Source organism: Sedimentitalea sediminis, from assembly GCF_042687825.1.
Taxonomy (GTDB): Bacteria; Pseudomonadota; Alphaproteobacteria; order Rhodobacterales; family Rhodobacteraceae; genus Sedimentitalea.
Genome location: NZ_JBHUQE010000005.1, coordinates 36,537 through 55,988 on the forward strand (window position 1 = coordinate 36,537; position 19,452 = coordinate 55,988).

Genomic DNA, 19,452 nt, shown 5'->3' on the forward strand with positions numbered 1-19,452 from the left:
GTCAATCCAGCCGCACGATGTCCGCGCCGTTCCAGTACCAGACGAACCGGCAGGGCTGACGGCCGCGCGCCTGGCATTCGACCATCGACCCTGCGGTCGCGACGCCCATCCTGCCATTGCTCAGGGGTTGCAGTTCGACCCCCAGCGCCAACAGATCCTCGGGTTGGCCGCGCCGCGGGAACAGCGCACTGACAAACAGTTGGGCCGAACACATCGAAGCGCCGCAAAAAGGGCGCGGATAGCCGCCGCTGCAGGTGATCTCGCTCCAGTCGACCACGACATCCGTTTGCCCGTCACCGTCAATATCACCGCTCAGATAGGCCTTTGGGCCGATGATGGCGGGCCCGCCACAACCCGATTGCACCGCCGCCTCGGCGATCTCGCGCATCGGCACCTGGCGCGGCAGCGGCGCGGCGACACTGTGCCAGGGCAGGCCGATGGATGTGAACATGGTCTGACAATGGCGGGTCAACTGCGCCAGGGCCGGGCCAAACCCCGTTGCCGATACGCGGCGCGACCCCGCGTCGCTGCGCAGCTCGAAACTGTCCGGCCCGCTGATTGCAGCAAACACCGGATCGGTGGCCGGCAAATCGACTTCCCATGTCGCGAACAGCTCGTTCCAGCGGATCGGGGGCAGACGGTGACCGGTGCTGCCGATCACCACCAGCACGTCCCGTCGCGCAGATTCCATGCCTTGCGGCACACCGATGGTTTCCGGGTCGAAATAGAGGCGGAACGCATCGCGCGGCGTGATGTCAGGCTCCATGTTGCCGGTCTGTGCCGCAGTCAGGCCCTGTGGGGACCTTTCGCCGCAAAGCACCGCAAAACCCGGCCCTGGCGAAAGGCTGATCGCGGCGCTGAAAAACGAACCGTCGTCAAAAGTTGCAAACCGCCACTCCTGAGCCTGGACCGAAACCGACGCCGTCGTGCAGAGCAGACCGGCTGTCAGACGCGCCAAAAAGAACCGCATGCGGTTAAGGCGTGCCCAGCAGCCAGCGCCCATCGGCGGATTTGCACATGCTGTTGCGCAGCTCGACCTGTTTTGCGTCGCCATTTGGGTGAATGAAATGCTGCAGATACACGCAATTGCCGCGAATGGCCGCTACACGCACCGTACCGCGCGATGCGGTTTCCGGGTTCGACCAGGACGTCTTGCGACCCGGCTGCGGGCTGGCATGTTGCAACAGCCTCATTTCGGCATCTCCCATCATGTCGAAATCGTCGGGGCTGAGACCGGACTGGCGGAGGATCTTGGCCAATGGTTTCGCAGTGCCAACCGGGGCAACCCCGACCGACAGCGTCAACGCCAGCAACAGGGTCAAAATATGTTTCATCATTTCCTCGCTTCGGTCAGCCGCAACAGGTCCGGGGCCATCGTTACAACGCCACCCGGAGCTTGTCCAAACCTGACCGTCCAAACCCGGAATTTTCTTGTCAGCGCGCATGATCTTCAAAAAATGGCGAAGAATCCTATCTGACGCTCGCACCTTGGTCATCGGCCTGCTTTGGCTGCATAGTGCGCAGAACCATCCAAGGGGGTCCAGATGTCCGCGCCAACTTATTACGCACCCCAGGGGGGGCACCCGCCACAACAGCAACTGCTGACCGACCGGGCGATGTTCACCGAGGCTTATGCGGTGATCCCGAAAGGAACGATGCGCGACATCACCACCAGTTTTCTGCCGCATTGGCACGACACGCGCCTGTGGGTGATCGCCCGCCCGTTGACCGGCTTTGCCGAAACCTTTTCGCATTACATCATGGAGGTCGCCGCCGGCGGCGGCAGCGACAGCCCGGAAACCGACCCCGAGGCCGAGGGCGTGCTGTTCGTGGTCGAGGGCGCCGTGACGCTGACCGTCGCCGGGGACCGTCACGTGCTGGAACCGGGGGGCTATGCCTATCTGCCGGCGGGCTGTGCCTGGACCCTGCACAACCATGCCGGGCCGGCAGCGCGGTTCCACTGGATCCGCAAGGCCTATGACCCCGCCCCCGGGCTGGACGCGCCGGACCCGATCATCACCAACGAGGCCGATATCGCCCCCAGTCCGATGCCCGGCACCGAGGGACGCTGGGCCACCACCCGGTTCGTCGATCCGGCGGATCTGCGCCACGACATGCATGTCACCATCGTGACCTTTCAGCCCGGCGGCGTCATTCCGTTTCTGGAAACCCATGTGATGGAACACGGGCTCTACGTACTGCAGGGCAAGGCGGTTTACCGGCTTAACCAGGACTGGGTCGAGGTCGAGGCCGGCGATTACATGTGGCTGCGCGCCTTCTGCCCGCAGGCCTGCTATGCCGGCGGGCCGGGCCCTTTTCGATATTTGCTCTACAAGGATGTGAACCGGCACATGCCGCTGCGCCTGTCAAAACGCTGAATTCAACCCGAAATCCTTGCAGCCATCGGCGCATCGGCTACAGTCGGGCACGCAAGGCACCGGTCGGCCACGGTCCGCCGGTGCCCCGAAACACAGCGAACCCAGCGGAGACCGGCCCGATGAAAACTATGACCCTGACGCTGACACAGTCCCTGATTCTGGCGCTTGGCCTTGCGGGTTGCACGACGCCGGTCTGGACCGATCAGCGCGTTCAGAAACAGGTGCAGGTTCTGGGGCGCACCTGGACCGTGACGCCGGATGCAAAGAAACCCGATGCCTATATTGCCAGCCGCGACAACAACAACCTGAACCCCTTTGGCAAACCGGTGGCACGGCGCACCCCGCAGGCGGTCAGGGCGCTGGAACTGGCCACCGGCTGCAAGGTGGTTCCCGGCACGCTCTCGCAGAACGTCTCGGCCGAGTTCCGCGCCGACATGGCCTGCACCCGCTGACCACGGTGAGGAACCTTAGGCGGCGACATGTCCGACGCTTCGACCGCGCGCTGATCCAGGCATCGGGCAGCCTCTTTTCGCGCAGCTAAGGACGCCGAAACCACCGCAAACCGCGGCGATATCATTGAGCTTGATTTGCAGCCCTGTCATACCCCAGCCATGCGTATTGCGATCAACGGATTCGGCCGCATCGGCCGCACGATCTTGCGGCAGATTCTGACTCTGCCGCAGCACCGCGACATAGAGGTCGCGGTGATCAACGACATCGCCCCCGCAGACATGCTGGCCTATCTGTTCCAGTATGACAGCACCTTTGGTCCCCTGCCCCACGAGGTCAACGCCGCGAACGGGCATTTGTCGGCCGCCGGTCGCCGGATCGCGCTGTCGCACGAAACCGATCTGACCCGACTGGATCTGAGCGGCGTCGATGTGGTGCTGGAATGCACCGGCATTGCCCGCAGCTCTGACGTGGCCGAGCGCGGTCTGGCGGCGGGGGCCGGCGCGGTGCTGATCTCGGGGCCATCGCCGGCGGCCGAGGTCACCGTGGTGCTGGGCGCAAACGAGCACGAAATGGGGGCTGCGCGGATCGTGTCCAACGCCTCGTGCACGACCAACGCGCTGGCTCCCCTGTTGCGCGAACTGGACCGTCTGGCCGGAATCGAAACCGCCCATATGACCACGATCCATTGCTATACCAACAGCCAGCCGATGGTGGACGCGCCGCGCGGCGACCCGGCACGCAGCCGGGCCGGGGCCTTGTCGATGGTTCCCACCACGACCAGCGCCACGCAGCTGATCGATCAGGTTCTGCCCGATCTTGCCGGACGCATCAGCGGTGCCGCGCTGCGGGTACCGACCGCCAGCGTCTCGGCTGTCGATCTGGTGGCCAGTCTGGGCCGGGAGATGGACGAGGCCGGGTTTCTGGCAGACCTGCGCACCGCTGTGGCGGACTCGCCGGTGCTGGGTTGGACCGACCGGCCACTGGTGTCGACCGACCTGCGCACCCGCCCCGAGTCGCTGATCATCGCCGCACCGGAAACCCGCATGACCGGCGCCCGTCAGGTCCGGGTGTTCGGCTGGTACGACAATGAATGGGGCTTTTCCGCGCGCATGCTGGATATCGCCGCGCGGATGCACGAGAACGGGACGCGCTGACGCCCCGCTCTTCTGTTTCAGGTATGCCGATCAGACGTGATCGTCCCTGGTGATCGACCCGCGGCCATGTCCGGCCATGCCGCCAGACACTTCTTCGGTCGCCTCGTCCGCCAGTTCCTCGGGCAGGATCAGGTTCAGCACGATGGCAATCAGCGCGGCCGGCAGGATCCCCGAGGCCCCCAGGATACGCAGCGAATCCGGCAGGTTCTGCAGCGCGTTGGCCGAGCCCGGCGCGACGTTCATCACTTCGAGTTGCAAGCCCAGACCGACCGAGATCGCCACCGCAAAGATCACCATGTTGCGGCGATTCCAGTTCACGTCCGACAGCATCGAGATGCCGGCTGCCACGACCATGCCGAACATCACGATTACGCCCCCGCCCAGCACCTCGATCGGGATGGTGCGGATCAGCCCGCCGATCTTGGGCACCAGCCCGCAGAAGATCAGGAAAACCGCACCGATGGTGACGACATGGCGGCTCATGACCCCGGTCATGGCGATCAGCCCGACATTCTGGCTGAACGAGGTGTTGGGAAAGCCCCCGAACAGCCCGGCCAGGGCGCTGCCGAACCCGTCGGCAAAGGTGGCGCCGGTGATCTCCTTGTCGGTGGCCTCGCGCCCGGCGCCGCCTTTGGTGATACCCGACACGTCGCCGACGGTTTCCACCGCCGAGACAAAGGCCATCAGGCAGAAGCCGATAAAGGCGGCAGTGCTGAATTCAAAGCCGTATTTCAGGGGCTGCGGCAGGGCAAAGGCGGCCGCGCCGTTCCAGCTGCTGCCGATGGCGTCAAAGGTCAGCATGCCCATGAGCAGCGCATAGATATATCCGACGATGATGCCGATCAGCACCGCCGAGACCGCCAGCATGCCCCGGGCAAAGAATTTCAGCCCCAGGGTGACGAAAATCACCACCAGCGCCGCCGACCAGTTCAGCATGCTGCCATATTCCGGCAGGTTGCGCATCTTGGCGGGCACGCCCCCGGCGGCATATTCGATGCCCACCTTGACCAGCGCCAGGCCGATCATCGTCACCACCAGCCCGGTCACCAGCGGCGGCAGGGCAAAGCGGATCCGGCCGATGAACGTGCCCAGAAAGGCATGGAACAGGCCGCCCAGAATGACACCGCCAAACAGCGCGGCCAGCCCGTCGACCCCCTTGCCCGCGACCAGCGGGATCATGATCGGGATAAAGGCGAACGAGGTGCCCTGCACGATCGGCAGCGCCGCCCCCACCGGCCCCAGCGTGACGGTCTGCAACAGGGTCGCGACCCCGGCGAACAGCATCGACATCTGGATCAGGTACAAGAGTTCGGGAAAATCCGGCGAATTCGAGCCGAAACCGAAACCGGCGGCACCGGCAACGATGATCGCGGGCGTCACGTTCGAGATGAACATGGCCAGCACGTGCTGGATGCCCAGGGGAATCGCCTTGTGTAAAACCGGGGTATAGTTGGGATCGCGCAGCTGTTCCGCGGTCCCGATGGAAGTGTCAGCCATGTCAATTCTCTCTGTTTCGTCATGGGGATCGAACCGCTTCTGCCGGCGGCTTCGAATTGGCGGGCCCTCGGGTCTGGTCGAAAACCCGCGCGAGGTCGGCGGCGATCTACGGCTTTAGTTCCGGACCGTCATAGTCCACGGAGACTTCGATTGTACCGTCTATGATCTGCTGGCGCAGTTCATCCAGTTTCGCGCGCACATCGTCTGGAACATCGGGCGCCAGTGCCAGTGATACGGCATCGGGGTTGTCCAGGCCGATCCGCACGATCGTGCCCGGCTGCCAGGTGCCGTTCTTCACATCGCGCGCAGCCTGCAGGCCCGGGATGCTGACATTGGCAATTGCCGACGCCACAAACACGTCCGGATGATCCGGATACCAGTCTCGTACGTTACCGATCTGCTTGACGCCATGTTCGCGCATCGCGTCGATGGCGCCGCTGCGCCCGGCGTTCAGCATGGTGAACACGATGTCGGCTTTTTCGTCGATTTGCTGTTTGGCCACACGATAGGACAAGGCGTTGTCATCCTGGTTGCCCGCAAAGATTGTCAGGAACTTGGCGTCGGGGTTGGTGTGCATCAGCCCGTTGTAGAACCCGCCGCGCCCTTTCAGACCCGGCTTGACCCGGATACCGGAAATATGTCCGACCACGCCAGTCTGTGTCATCAACCCGCTCATTGCGCCGGCCAGCCAGGCGCTTTCCTCCTGCAGCACTTCATAGCTGGACAGGTTTGGCCCGGTCACCGCTCCCTGGACCACGACAAACTTGACGTCCGGAAACTCGGCGGCGACGATCTCGGCGGCCTTGTTGTTCTGACCACCATGCGCAATCACCAGATCGGGGTTTTCGGCCGCCAATGTGCGCAGAGCCTCGGCCAGCAATTCGGGCTCGGGGGCGACGCCGTCGATATAGCTGGTCTTTGCGCCCAACTCGTCGCCGATGGCGACCAGACCGTTATACCCGGCTTGCATGAAACCCTTGTCGTCGATCTGGCCGGCCAGCAACATCGACACCGAAAACTGTTCGGTGTCCGCGAAAGCGGTTAGCGGCAGAACCGCAATCGAAAGGGCCATTCCCAAGACTTGCCGTTTTGTCCTTCGCGTCATCACATGTTCTCCCATGTTGTGATGGGCGCAAGCCTATCCAGTTTGGCCGCTCAGCCTAGCGAGATTTCCGGCGAAGGACCTTCAAAAAAATCAGAAGCACCCGTTCAAAGTGAAATACAACCCATTGTATTAATTAGGTTTTAATATCATCTTGCAGCCAAATCCAACCCGCCTCCGGATGGAACAGCGGGCTTGGAAAGACTGTCGAAAATTCCGACGGTACAGCGCTCAGTTTGAGGGTCCGAGGATCCTGTAGGGTTGCGCGAACCAGTGTTCCTGCAGGTTGTCGCCTGCGCCGATACGATCCAGCACGGCGAACAAGCCGGGCGCGTGCAACGGGGTCAACACGCCGTGCCAAATGCCCCGATGATAGTTCACCGCCTGCCCCGGTTCGGTGCGAAAGGCCAGCGGCTCTCCCGGCATGCCGCCGTCATCCGGCGCGACCACCACCAGAAACGGCTGGTGGCTCATGGGCACAAAGGCCTGGCTGCCCTGGGGGTGGCGTTCGACCATGTCCAGCCTCAGGGGCAGCGCGCGGGGATTGGCGTCAAACAGGCTGAGCCCGGCGCGGCCATCGGAAAAATCTAGCCGGGCGCGGTCGTGATAACGTCCGCACTGGCCCTGATTGATGATCTTGTCGGGCGCCCCGGCGCAATCGATCAGATCGCCGAACGGCGCGAAACCCTGTGCCGAAATCGGCTGGATAACGATGTCGCGGCTCATGACGGCAGCAGGTCGCGCAGACGCAGTTCGGCGATGCGCTCGACCTGACGGCAGGCTTCGTCGAACTCGGTTTCGCGGTCATTGCCGATGCGGCGTTCAAACGCCGAGCGGATCGACGCCTTGGTGTTGTCGCGCACCGCGATGATGAAAGGAAACCCCTGCTTTGCCACGTATTCGGTATTCAGCCGGGTAAAGGTCTGGCGTTCGTCGTCCGTCAGCATGTCCAGCCCGGCCCCGGCCTGTTCGGACGTGCTTTCGGCGGTCAGTTGTCCCGCCGCCGCCAGCTTGCCCGCCAGATCCGGGTGCGCGGTCAGCACGCTCAGGCGTTCAGCCTCACTGGCCGAGCGGAACATGCGCGCCAAAGCATTGTGCAACCCGCCGGCCGTGTCATGCGCCGGCCCCAGCTCCAGGTCAAAGGCTCGCTCGGCGATCCAGGCGGAATGTTCAAACACCCCACCATAAGCGGCCACAAAAGCGGCCCGATCCATCTGCGAGGGGCGCGGGCGGTCCACCGGCGGATGGGTCTGCGCCCAGTGCCGGGCGATGTCCAACCGGGTCGCGAACCAGACATCCGCATGCGCGCGCACATGATCCAGGAACCGCCGCAGCGCCATCACTCGTCCGGGTCGGCCGATCAGGCGGCAATGCAGGCCGATCGACAGCATCTTGGGCGCACCGGCCGCGCCTTCGGCATAGAGCGCGTCGAAACTGTCCCTGAGATAGGCAAAGAACTGATCGCCCGAATTGAACCCCTGCGGCGTGGCGAACCGCATGTCGTTGCAGTCCAGCGTATAGGGCACCAGCAACTGATCGCGATCCCCGAACCGCTGCCAATAGGGCAGATCGTCGGCATAGGTATCGGCGACATAGTCGAACCCGCCTTCTTCGGCAGCCAGCCGCACGGTGTTGTCCGAGCAGCGCCCGGTATACCAGCCGCGCGGGCGCTCTCCGACGACCTCGGTATGCAGGCGGATCGCCTCGGCCATGTCGGCGCGTTCGGCCTCGGGGTCGGCATCCTTGTATTCGACCCATTTCAACCCGTGGCTGGCGATCTCCCAGCCAGCGGACTTCATCGCCGCGACCTGATCCGGCGAACGCGCCAGCGCCGAGGCCACACCATAGACGGTGACCGGCAGATCGCTCAGCAAACGGTGCAGCCGCCAGAACCCGGCCCGGGCGCCGTATTCATAGATCGATTCCATGTTCCAGTGCCGCTGGCCCGGCCATTGCGAGGCGCCGACGATCTCGGACAAAAAGGCTTCGGATGCGGCGTCGCCATGCAGCACGCAGTTTTCGCCGCCCTCTTCATAGTTCAGAACGATCTGCACGGCGATCTTTGCACCGCCCGGCCATTTGGCGTCAGGCGGGGTCGCGCCGTACCCGATCATGTCGCGTGGATATCGAGTCATCTCTGCCCTCCGGTTTCCGCCCCTTGTAAATCAGAACAATGCGCGATGTTTTCAAAAAATGCAGAAAACACTATCGGCAAAGCAGGGTTTGCAACGGGTGCCGGACTGCGGCACACCAATTCAGCGACAGGAGGATCGACGATGACCGGATATCTGACAACCCATGTTCTGGATACGGCCCGGGGCTGCCCCGCCGAGGGGCTTAGGATCGAACTGTTCCGCATCGACGGCGCTGAACGGCACCTGATCCGCAGCCTGATCACCAATGATGACGGGCGGACCGATGAACAGATCCTGCCGGCCGCGGAATTCGCCACCGGCGAGTATGAACTGGTGTTTCACGCCGGTGCCTATCTGGATGCCATTGGCACACCGCCCGAACAGCCGCGTTTTCTGGATGTCATCCCGCTGCGCTTTGGCATGTCCGAAGCGGCGCATTACCATGTGCCCCTGCTGCTGTCGCCCTTTGGCTATGCCACCTATCGCGGCAGCTGAACCGAGGCTTCGGCGGTGCGCACCGCCGCCCCCATGCGGTCGGCGGTAAACTCCATGAACAGCCGGGTCTTGGGGTCCTGGTGCCGCCGATGGGTATAGAGACAGGCCATCTGCACCGGCACCGGGGGCGTCTGTCGCGCCACCGGCACCAGATCGCCCGACAGGATATGGTCGGCCACTTCGAAAACCGGTTTCATCGCGATCCCCTGCCCGGACAGGGCCCAGTCGGTCAGCACGTCGCCATCATCGCATTCATAGCGCCCCGACACGGCGAATTTCTGCGGCCCGTCGGGAGTGTCCAGCAGCCACTGGAACTCGGTTGCGCCGGGAAAGCGCAGGTTCAGGCAGTCATGCGCGCCGTTCACCAGTTCCTTGCCCGATTGCGGGCAGCCATGCGCCGCGACATAGGACGGGGCGGCAACCAGCACCCGCTGGCACTCGGCGATCTTGCGGATGCGCAGGTTGCTGTCGGCGGGCCGGCCCAGGAAAAAAGCCAGATCCAGCCCCTCGGTGGTCAGATCCACGGACCGGTCGGTCAGCCGCAGGCGCATGTCGATCTGCGGATATTCGGTCAGAAACGCCGGCACATGCGGCGCCACCAGACGCCGCCCAACCCCCAGCGGCGCCGCCACATACAGCGATCCGCGCGGATTTTCGGTCAGATTGACCACCTGCGCCTCGGCCTCTTCCACCGCATCCAGAACCGCGCAGGCCCCGCCATAAAATGCCTGGCCCTGCTCGGTCGGCGTCAGATTGCGCGTGGTGCGCTGGAACAGGCGCACGTTCAGATATTCTTCGAGCTGGGATATCCGTGCCGAGGTCACCGCCGGGGAAATCCGCAGATCCCGGCCCGCCGCCGACATGCTGCCCAGTTCATAGACCCGCACAAAGGTTCTGATGTTGTCGAAATAGGACATTGTTCCAGAATTTTTGATACAGCTTGGTACTATATCGGAATACCGAAAAACCGCCGTCTTGCCTAGTCTGTCGGCAGCACAACAGGAGAGCCACGATGTATGATTTTGCCATATTCTGGGACTGGATCGCCTTTGCCGTGCGCTGGCTGCACGTGATCACGGCAATGGCCTGGATCGGTTCGTCCTTTTATTTCATCGCGTTGGATCTGGGGCTGCGCAAGGCGCCGGATCTGCCGGCGGGCGCGCATGGCGAGGAATGGCAGGTGCATGGCGGCGGGTTCTATCACATCCGCAAATACCTGGTCGCCCCGGCGGAAATGCCCGATCACCTGATCTGGTTCAAATGGGAAAGCTACACGACCTGGCTGAGCGGCGCAGCCCTGTTGATGCTGGTCTACTGGGCCGGGGCCGAGCTGTATCTGATCGACGCCAACAAGGCCGATCTGGCGGTCTGGCAGGGCATTCTGATCTCGGCGGCCTCGCTGACCATCGGCTGGATCATCTATGATTTCCTGTGCAAATCCAAGCTGGCCGAGCAGCCGACCCTGCTGATGGTGCTGTTGTTCATGATGCTGGTGGCGATGGGCTGGGGCTATAACCAGATCTTCACCGGACGGGCCATGATGCTGCATCTGGGTGCCTTTACCGCCACGATCATGACCGCCAACGTATTCTTTGTCATCATGCCGAACCAGCGCGTCGTGGTGGCCGATCTGCAGGCCGGGCGCACGCCCGATCCGAAATACGGCAAGATCGCCAAGCTGCGCAGCACCCACAACAACTATCTGACGCTGCCGGTGATCTTTCTGATGCTGTCCAACCACTATCCGCTGGCCTTTGCCACCGAATGGAACTGGCTGATCGCATCGCTGGTCTTTCTGATGGGGGTCACGATCCGGCACTATTTCAACACCACCCATGCCCGCGCCGGCAACCCGACCTGGACCTGGCTGGTCACCGCATTGCTGTTTCTGGCCATCATCTTTCTGTCCACCGCCAAGATGCATGACGACGTCGAAACCGCCGAGGCGCTGCCGATGACCCCCTATGAAACCCGGATGGCGGCGGCCGAAGGGTTCGAGGACGCGCATGACGTGGTGCTGGGCCGCTGCTCGATGTGTCATGCAAGGGAACCCGGCTGGGAGGGTATTTCCCATGCGCCCAAGGGGGTCCTGCTGGAAACCGAGGCGGATGTGGCGCGCAACGCGCAGGCGATCTATCTGCAGGCCGGGATCAGCCACGCGATGCCGCCGGCGAACGTCACCTATATGGAGCCCGAGGATCGTGCCGCCATCGTACGCTGGTTCAAGGCCACCCGGATGTGACACGGCCTCACCGCGGGTCGCCACGGCAGGCAGCGGGGGCAGAAAATCGCCCCCCATCGCACACGCTCGCCCGGCGTGTGTGATTTCATGTTTTCTATCCGTCCGGACGTGATAGGTAATCATGAACATTTCGTTAATCGTGACATTGTGGGCCGCGCCGTCCGGCCCGCAGTCGTGACAAAGGCATTCTGGAGCCTTGCCATGATTGAACCGTACCATGTTTGACCCCCGACGGTTCCCGTCCCTGCGCCGTGGCCTGCTGGTGCTTGCTTTTGCGTTGGCTCCCAGCCTGACGCAGGCATTGGACACGACCCTGACCGCCGCCGGTGCCGACGATGATCTGCAGGATCGCCTGACCGCGGCCTCGGCGGTCATGGCCGCCGAAACCAACGGCCTGAACACCGCCCAGGAATTGCTGGCCGCGGCCCTGTCGGACTATCGCACGCTGGTCCAGATCCTCTATGACGAGGGCTATTTCAGCCCGGTGGTTAATATCCGCGTCAACGGGCGCGAAGCGGCCGAGATACCGGCGCTCGAGCCGCCCCGCAGCGTCAAGAGCATCGCCATCTCGGTTCAGACCGGCCGGGCCTTTCGCTTTGGCCGGGCCCGCGTCGCACCGCTGGCCCCGGCAACCGAGCTGCCCGAAGAATTCCGCACCGGCGCGCCGGCCAATACCGGTATCCTGCGCGACGCCGCCGCCGCCGGTGTCAGCGCCTGGCTGGATGTCGGTCACGCCAAGGCCGGTGTCGGCGATCAGCGCATCGTCGCCAACCACCGGCAGGCGGTGCTGGATGCCGACATCACGCTTTTGCCCGGACCGAAACTGAAATTCGGCCGACTGACCGTGCCGCAGGATTCCGCGGTGCGCCCCGAGGCGATGGCCAAGATCGCCGCCTTTCCCAGCGGCGAGACCTTTTCCCCGGCGACGGTACGGAAGGTCGGCACCCGGCTGCGCCGCACCGGCGCATTCTCTTCGGTCACCCTGGAAGAGGCCGACACCCCCAATCCGGACGGCACCCTGGATTTCAACGCCGTGGTCATCGACCAGGCGCCCCGGCGAATCTCGTTCGGGGCCGAGATCTCATCGCGCAGCGGTCTGGACCTGTCTGCCAAGTGGACACACCGCAACCTGTTCGGCGCCGCCGAACGGTTCCAGATCGAGGGCCGCATCCGCAATCTGGGCGGCACCGAAGATGTCGACGGTCTGTTGTCGGCGCGACTGGACCAGCCGGCAAAGCTGGGCGGGGATGACAACCTGTTCTACGTCGCCCTGCTGGAGCGCCAGAACAAGCCGCATTACAGCCTGTCGCGCGTCTATGCCGGGGTCGGTGTACGTCGTGTCTATTCCGACGATCTGTTCGCCGAGCTGACCCTGGGGGGCGGGCTGAACCGGGCCGATGACGCGTTCGGATCAAACCGCGATTTTCGCATGCTGACCCTGCCGCTGCGCATCCAGCTGGACCTGCGCGACGACCGGGTGAATGCCACGCGAGGATATTTTGCGGATACGATTCTGACGCCGATCGTCGGTGTTTCGGGAACGAAATCCGGGCTCTCGGCCTATGGCGATCTGCGCGGATATCTCAGCCTGACCGCCTCGTCGTCGATCGTGCTGGCGGGCCGATTGCAGATGGGCAGCGTGCTGGGTCCCAGCCTGCCCGACATATCGCCCGAATTCCTGTATTTCTCGGGTGGTGCCGGCACTGTGCGGGGACAGCCCTATGAATCCCTAGGCATCCCGGTCGGCAGCGGCATCGCTGGCGGCCGTTCGTTCCTGGGGCTGGCGACCGAAGTGCGGGGGCGCGTGACCAACAAGATCTCGCTGGTCGGCTTCTTTGACATTGCCGCGGTGGACAGCAACCAGTGGATCGACGGCAGTTCAAGCTATCATTCCGGGGCCGGACTGGGGGTGCGCTATGATCTGGGCGCACTGGGACCGCTGCGGCTGGACCTGGCCCTGCCTGTCGAGGGTACGACAGGTGATGGATTGCAATTCTATCTCGGGATCGGACAGGCGTTTTGAAACGATTTCTGACATATGCATTGATCGGCGCGGCCTGCCTGGCCGCACCCCTGCCCGCGCAGGACGCCGAAGAGGACGCCGAGTCCGGCGGTTTTCTGGTCGATCTGCTGCAGGACAACCTGTCCGGCGACAACCGCTATATCAAGGTGACCGGCCTTGAAGGCGCGTTCAGCAGCCGGGCGACCATCAGGCAACTGACCGTATCCGACGATGACGGCGTCTGGCTGACCGTGTCCGATGCCGTTCTGGACTGGAACCGGCTGGCGCTGGTGACCGGGCGGTTTTCCGTCAATACCCTGAGCGCCGGCACGATCGAGGTTTTGCGACAGCCCAAGCCGATTGAGGCCCCCGCCGATCTGCCCCCCCCCGAAGCGACCCCGTTTCAGGTGCCGGAACTGCCGGTGGCGGTCGAAATCGGCGCGCTTAAGGTCGCGGCTTTGCGTCTGGGCGACGGGCTGATCGCCGGTGGCGCCGAACTGGAAATGACCGGCGCTTTGTCCCTTGCAGACGGCAATCTGGACACGACACTGGCGGTGTTACGGCTGGACCGGGCTACCGACAAACTGGATTTGACGGCCGGGTTCCAGAACGCAACCAGCCAAATCACCGTGGATCTGCAGCTGTCCGAGGCCGCGGGCGGGCTGCTGACACAGGCGCTGGACGTGCCCGACCGCCCGCCGATCCTGCTGACCGCCCAGGGCCAGGGGCCGGTGACCGATTTCACCGCGGATCTGACGCTGTCCTCAAGCGGCATCCAGCGTTTGGGCGGCCAGGTGCGCCTGCGCGAGATCGGCCCCGAGGATGGTCGCGACGACGCGCCGGGCGGCATCGGTTTCCAAGTCGATCTGGCGGGCGATCTCACGCCGTTGCTGGCCCAGGACTATCGGTCGTTCTTTGGCGACGATCTGCGGCTGGAACTGCAGGGGTTCTCTGGCTCTGACGGTCGGCTGGCGGTCGAGACGCTGGACGTGCTGTCCAACGCCCTGACCTTGAACGCGGCGCTGGATATTGCCGGGTCTGGTCAGATCGAAACCCTGCTGGTGCAGGGACGCATCGCGCCGCCGGATGGGGCAGCCGTGGTCCTGCCGCTGCCCGGGCCGCGCACCGAACTGCAGGCGGCGGTGATTTCGGCCCGATTGCAGGCTGAAACCGACGACACCTGGGAGGTCCGGCTGGGCGTGGACGGTCTGGCGCGTCCCGACATGACGCTGCAGCGGTTCGAGATCAACGCCGACGGCACGCTGGACCAGCAGAACACCACCCGGCTGAACGGCAAACTTGCGCTGACGCTTGCGGGTCTGGGCTTTGCCGACTCGGCGCTGAACCGGGCGGTGGGCAGCCAGGTGACCGTCACCGGCGATTTTCTGGCGGTCGATGAAACCGCGTTCCAGCTGGACGGTTTTCGCATCGCAGGTCAGGACTATGCGGCGACCATCGACGGGGAAATCGACGGCCTGACCAGCGGCTTTCGCATCGAAGGACAGGCCGCAGTCAAGGCCGAGGACCTGTCGCGCTTTTCCGGCCTGGCCGGGCGCGATCTGGGCGGCGCGGTCACTGCCGATGTCACCGGCACCGGTGCACCGCTGAACGGCACGTTCGACTTTGACCTTGGCGCAGCGGCGCAAGACCTGATCACCGGTGCGCCGCAGCTGGACGCGGTGCTGCCCGGGCGCACCCAGCTGACTCTGCAGGCGGCACGTGGCGAAACCGGCCTGACCCTGCGGACCCTGCACGTGCGAGGACCGGCGCTGGCCGTCCAGGCCACCGGCACTGCGCGCAGCGGCAGCACCAATATCGAATTTGACGCCCAGCTGGACGATCTGGCCCGCGTGGTGGCGCAGATGCCGGGACCGCTGAGCGCAAAGGGCGCAGTGGTTCAGACCGAGGACCGGCTGACCGGCACTCTGCGTCTGGACGGCCCGGATGACAGCTTTGCCGATCTCAACGGGCGGCTGGACAGCGACGGTGACGTCGACCTGACCTATGCGGCTGCGCTGACCCGCATCGAACGGTTTCTGCCGCAACTGCCCGGGGCGCTGACCGCCAAGGGCACGGCCATGCGCAACGGCGGTGGCTGGCGGATCGACACCAGCGCCGAGGGGCCGGCGGGCTTTGTTGCCAAGGTGAACGGGGCGGTGCAGCCTGGCGCGGACATCATTCTGGACGTGAAACTGTCCGAGCCGCGCAACGGTCCGGTTTCGACGCTTTTGAACATTCCCGATCGTCCAGCCCTGCAGTTGACGGCGCAGGGACAGGGACCGGCCAGCGATTTTGACGCTGATATCCGGCTGACCTCGGACGGCGGCGACAGGCTGCGAGGAACGGTCCAGCTGAGCGAAGCTGCAGTGGCGAACACCGCCGGCGCCATCGCGTTCCTCGCCGATCTGGGCGGCGATATCCGCCCATTGCTGAACCCGGCTCATCGCGAGTTTTTCGGCCCCGATCTGCGGCTGGCGCTGGCTGGCCGATCCGGCCCTCAGGGCCGGTTGACGGTCGAACGTCTGGACGTGACGGCACAGTCGCTGACCCTGACCGGCGCGCTGGACATGGCGGGCACCGGGCTGATCGACCGCGTAAAGATGACTGGCCGGATCGCACAAACGGGCTCGGGCCCGGTGCTGTTGCCCCTGCCCGGCGCCCCCACCACGGTAGCCGCGGCGCGATTTGACGCCGAACTGGGCACAAGGTCCGCCCAGGCCTGGGATCTGGGGCTGACGGTGAACGGCCTCAGCCACCCCGAACTCTCGCTGGCCAGGGCCGAGCTTGCGGCCGATGGCACGCTGGATCAGACCGATGACATGCATTTGACGGGACGGCTGCGGGCCGCGCTGGACGGGCTGACCCCGTCCGACCCGGCACTGGCCATGGCCGTGGGCGAGCGGTTGGACCTGCGCAGCGAGTTTGAGCTGATCGAACGGACGACGCTGAAACTGGCCCGCACGGCGCTGACCGGTGCCGATTTCGCCGCTGAACTGCAGGCCGAGATCGCCGGGCTGGGCGGCGACCTGCAGTTGTCCGGCCGCGCCCAGGCCCAGGCCCGCGACCTGTCGCGCCTGTCCGGACTGGCCGGCCGCCCTGTGCGCGGCGCCCTGGAGGTCGATCTTTCCGGCAGCGCCGACCCGACCGGCGGCATCTTTGACATTGATCTGGCCGCTCGTGTGGACGATCTGCACAGCGGAATTCAGCCGGTCGACGCGGTCTTTCCCGGTCGCACAACGCTGAAACTGTCCGGTGCGCGCGACGCATCCGGTCTGGATGTCCGCGATTTCCGCCTGAATGGTCAGGCGCTGACGGCCCAGGCCGCCGGCAGCCTGCGCCGCGGCGGTGCCGATCTGAAATTCGACGCCAATCTGGACGAACTGGCCCGGCTGGTGCCCGAGGCCAAAGGCCCGCTGACCGTCACCGGACGCGTGGCGCAGCAAGAGGCCGACATCGCCGGCAGCCTGCGGGTCGACGGGCCGCACGAATCCTTTGCCGATCTGCATGGCACGCTGGCCCCCGACGGCGCGATCGATCTGGATTTTGACGCGATGCTGGCCCGACTTGAACGGTTCGTGCCGGAATTTCCGGGCGCCATCACCGCGCGCGGCGAGCTGCAGCGCCAGAACAATACCTGGCAGATCACCGGAAGATCCGAAGGCCCGGGCGGATTCGCGGCGGATATCGCGGGCAGCGTCGATCAGGCCAGCATGATCTCGGATCTGACCGCAAAGGGGCGCCTGCAGCTGGCCCTGGCCAATCGTTTTATCACCCCGAATTCGGTGCGCGGCACCGGGGAATTCGACTTGACCTTTCGGGGTCCGCCCGAACTCGCCTCGCTGAGCGGCACGATCCGCACCGCCAACAGCACCGTTGCGGTGCCGGCCGTAAGGCAGACCATCGACGATCTGGATACGGATATCACCCTGTCCGGCGGACAGGCCCGGATCAATGTCTCTGCCGGGCTGCGCGCCGGCGGACGGGTGCGCGTCACCGGACCGGTGGCGTTGTCACCGCCGTTCAATGCCAATCTGGTGACGGAATTGCAGCAGCTGGTTCTGACCGACAACGTCGTCTTTACCTCTTCGGCCAACGGACGGCTGGACATCGCCGGCCCGCTGACGGGCAACGCAACGATCAAGGGCGAAATCCTTATCGGCGAAACCGAAATCAACATCAACGCGCTGTCCGGTTCGCTGGGCGCGGCCCCGATCCCGACGATCACCCATCGCGGCGAGCCCGGCTCTGTCTTTGTCACCCGCAAACATGCCCAACTGGTGGAAACGGACAAGGGCGGAAACGGACCCGATATCGGCTTGGACATCCGCATTTCCGCCGCAAACCGGGTATTCGTGCGCGGCCGCGGACTACAGGCGGAACTGGGCGGCAACATCCTGATCCGCGGCTCGACGTCCCGGGTCGCGCCCTCGGGACAGATCGGCCTGATCCGCGGCAACATGGATATTCTGGGCCGACGCCTGAGCCTGAGCAAAGGGCTGGTCTCGCTGCAGGGCAACCTGGAACCCTATATGGAATTCGCCGCCACCACGAACACCAGCGACGGCGTTGCGACGCTGGAAATCGCCGGGCCGATGACGACGCCCAAGATCACCGTCTATTCGCAACCGGAACGGCCCAGCGAAGAGGCGCTGGCCATGCTGATTTTCGGCAACCAGTATTCCGAGGTTTCACCGCTGCGCATCGCGCAGATGGCGGCCTCGCTGGCGCAGCTCAGCGGCTCGGGCGGCGGCACCACGGAAAAGGCCCGCAAGGGGTTGGGCGTCGACACGCTGGACATTGGCACGGATGACAGCGGCCAGGCCAAGGTCGGGGCCGGCAAATACATCGCCGAGGGGGTCTATACCGACGTATCGGTCAACACGCTGGGCGATACCGAACTGAACCTCAATCTGGACGTCAGCGAGACCCTGACCCTGAAAGGTACGGTGGACAGCACCGGCGACACCGCCATCGGCCTGTTTTTCGAACGCGATTACTGATCGTCGCAAGCGGGGCCGTCTCAGGCGTCGGTCTGTCGGGCCAGAATGCGCGCCGCGCCGGTCAGGGCTGCGGCATCGTCGGTAACCAGCCGCACCGGCACGCGCCCGACATGGTCGGCAAATCGTCCCGGCGCGTCAAAGCTGTGCAGGAACAGCGCCCGCGCCGGCGACCCCAGAATACCCCGCGCCGCACCGCCGGCGAAATGAATGCCGCCAAATGGCAGATAGTGAAACACCAGTTGCCGCGTGAAACTGCCCAACAGCCGCGCCGTCAGATCGACAGACCGGTTGACCGCCTCTTCGGCGGCACAGCCATAGGCTGCCAGAATGCCAGCGCCCGAACGTTGTTCGCCCCCCGAGAGGTTCCAGTAAAGCCGCGCCAGCCCGCTGCCCGAGAACAGCGCCTCGACGGTATCGAAGGTGTCCGCCTCGTCGCCGATCTCGGCGCGCAGACCTGCCGCCACGCTGTCGGGCAGGCTGGCATGCCCCAGTTCCGCCTCGATCACCACGGGGTTTCGCCGACCGCCCTTGACCAGGCAGATGTTGAATCCGGTGCCCAGGCCCGCCACAAGGGCCTGATCGTTCACTTCGCCCCCTGGCGCTGCTGGCTTGATCTGTTGCAACTGCGTCCCGGTCAGTTCCGGCAGGGCATGCCCCAGCGCCGCCAAATCGTTGATCAGACTGACCTGCGAACCGGCAATCAGCGGCAGATGGTCGGCAATCCGCGCCGCATCCAGCGCCCAGTCGCGATTGGTCAGCCGCGCGCGGCCCGAGGTCACCGGACCGGCCACGGCCACACAGCAGCCGTTCAGGGCCGGCACCGCATTGTCCCGCTGGTACTGCGCCAGCACATTCTGAAACGCGGCGAACCGGTCATTCTGAAATCGCGCGACCTGAAACGGACGTCCATCCGGTCCGGACAGCGCGACACGGGTATTTGTGCCCCCGACATCCGCGACCAGAAAGCAGGTGGCGGTTCCCGACCGCATCCCGG

At 64.6% G+C, this 19,452-nt stretch carries 15 protein-coding genes; 7 read left to right on the forward strand and 8 right to left on the reverse strand.

The annotated features are described in order from the left end of the window. Window position 1 precedes the first annotated feature (1 nt). Together ACFMPD_RS05905 and ACFMPD_RS05910 are read right to left on the reverse strand one after the other, a co-directional pair. Complete coding sequence (locus tag ACFMPD_RS05905; protein WP_380992800.1) at window positions 2–958, reverse strand: hypothetical protein; 957 nt, start codon at window positions 956–958, stop codon at window positions 2–4. Between the two features lie 16 nt (window positions 959–974). Beyond that, a complete protein-coding gene (locus ACFMPD_RS05910) occupies window positions 975–1,496 on the reverse strand; it encodes a hypothetical protein (protein ID WP_380992802.1) in 522 nt (173 codons plus the stop codon). Between the two features lie 48 nt (window positions 1,497–1,544). Here ACFMPD_RS05910 and ACFMPD_RS05915 point away from each other — a divergent pair, with 48 nt between their 5' ends. From ACFMPD_RS05915 to ACFMPD_RS05925, 3 genes are all read left to right on the forward strand, one after another. Beyond that, the gene (locus tag ACFMPD_RS05915; RefSeq protein WP_380992804.1) at window positions 1,545–2,378 is read left to right on the forward strand and encodes a bifunctional allantoicase/(S)-ureidoglycine aminohydrolase; all 834 of its coding nucleotides are present in this window, start codon (window positions 1,545–1,547) and stop codon (window positions 2,376–2,378) included. A 119-nt stretch (window positions 2,379–2,497) separates the two neighbouring features. After that, window positions 2,498–2,830 carry a hypothetical protein gene (locus tag ACFMPD_RS05920; protein WP_380992806.1) on the forward strand — a complete coding sequence of 111 codons (333 nt, stop codon included), beginning with the start codon at window positions 2,498–2,500 and terminating at the stop codon, window positions 2,828–2,830. 159 nt (window positions 2,831–2,989) lie between these two features. Next, window positions 2,990–3,985, forward strand: a complete 996-nt coding sequence (locus ACFMPD_RS05925) for a type I glyceraldehyde-3-phosphate dehydrogenase (RefSeq protein ID WP_380992808.1) — start codon at window positions 2,990–2,992, stop codon at window positions 3,983–3,985. 30 nt (window positions 3,986–4,015) lie between these two features. Here ACFMPD_RS05925 and ACFMPD_RS05930 read toward each other — a convergent pair whose 3' ends face one another. From ACFMPD_RS05930 to puuE, 4 genes are all read right to left on the reverse strand, one after another. Further along, a complete protein-coding gene (locus ACFMPD_RS05930) occupies window positions 4,016–5,482 on the reverse strand; it encodes a uracil-xanthine permease family protein (RefSeq protein WP_380992810.1) in 1,467 nt (488 codons plus the stop codon). Between the two features lie 106 nt (window positions 5,483–5,588). After that, window positions 5,589–6,554 (reverse strand): BMP family protein, encoded by a 966-nt coding sequence (locus tag ACFMPD_RS05935; protein ID WP_380992812.1) that lies wholly within the window; start codon window positions 6,552–6,554, stop codon window positions 5,589–5,591. A 261-nt stretch (window positions 6,555–6,815) separates the two neighbouring features. Beyond that, window positions 6,816–7,310: an ureidoglycolate lyase gene (locus ACFMPD_RS05940; RefSeq protein ID WP_380992814.1), complete on the reverse strand. Its 495-nt coding sequence runs from the start codon at window positions 7,308–7,310 to the stop codon at window positions 6,816–6,818. Continuing rightward, the gene (gene puuE, locus ACFMPD_RS05945; protein WP_380992816.1) at window positions 7,307–8,719 is read right to left on the reverse strand and encodes an allantoinase PuuE; all 1,413 of its coding nucleotides are present in this window, start codon (window positions 8,717–8,719) and stop codon (window positions 7,307–7,309) included. Before puuE ends, ACFMPD_RS05940 begins: the two co-directional genes overlap by 4 nt. Window positions 8,720–8,860: 141 nt before the next feature. Between puuE and uraH the strand changes: the two genes are divergently transcribed. Further along, window positions 8,861–9,214, forward strand: coding sequence for a hydroxyisourate hydrolase (gene uraH, locus ACFMPD_RS05950; RefSeq protein ID WP_380992818.1), 354 nt, complete (start codon window positions 8,861–8,863; stop codon window positions 9,212–9,214). On the opposite strand, the gene ACFMPD_RS05955 is transcribed toward uraH, so the two are convergent. Continuing rightward, complete coding sequence (locus ACFMPD_RS05955; protein WP_380992820.1) at window positions 9,199–10,131, reverse strand: LysR family transcriptional regulator; 933 nt, start codon at window positions 10,129–10,131, stop codon at window positions 9,199–9,201. The two genes, uraH and ACFMPD_RS05955, sit on opposite strands and share 16 nt — an antisense overlap. Before the next feature lie 95 nt (window positions 10,132–10,226). On the opposite strand from ACFMPD_RS05955, the gene ACFMPD_RS05960 reads away from it, so the two are divergent. From ACFMPD_RS05960 to ACFMPD_RS05970, 3 genes are all read left to right on the forward strand, one after another. Then, window positions 10,227–11,456 carry a urate hydroxylase PuuD gene (locus ACFMPD_RS05960; protein ID WP_380992822.1) on the forward strand — a complete coding sequence of 410 codons (1,230 nt, stop codon included), beginning with the start codon at window positions 10,227–10,229 and terminating at the stop codon, window positions 11,454–11,456. 217 nt (window positions 11,457–11,673) lie between these two features. Next, a complete protein-coding gene (locus ACFMPD_RS05965) occupies window positions 11,674–13,479 on the forward strand; it encodes an autotransporter assembly complex protein TamA (RefSeq protein WP_380992824.1) in 1,806 nt (601 codons plus the stop codon). After that, the gene (locus tag ACFMPD_RS05970; RefSeq protein ID WP_380992826.1) at window positions 13,476–18,458 is read left to right on the forward strand and encodes a translocation/assembly module TamB domain-containing protein; all 4,983 of its coding nucleotides are present in this window, start codon (window positions 13,476–13,478) and stop codon (window positions 18,456–18,458) included. Before ACFMPD_RS05965 ends, ACFMPD_RS05970 begins: the two co-directional genes overlap by 4 nt. Window positions 18,459–18,478: 20 nt before the next feature. On the opposite strand, the gene ACFMPD_RS05975 is transcribed toward ACFMPD_RS05970, so the two are convergent. Then, window positions 18,479–19,447, reverse strand: a complete 969-nt coding sequence (locus ACFMPD_RS05975; RefSeq protein WP_380992828.1) for a glucokinase — start codon at window positions 19,445–19,447, stop codon at window positions 18,479–18,481. Window positions 19,448–19,452: the final 5 nt, after the last annotated feature.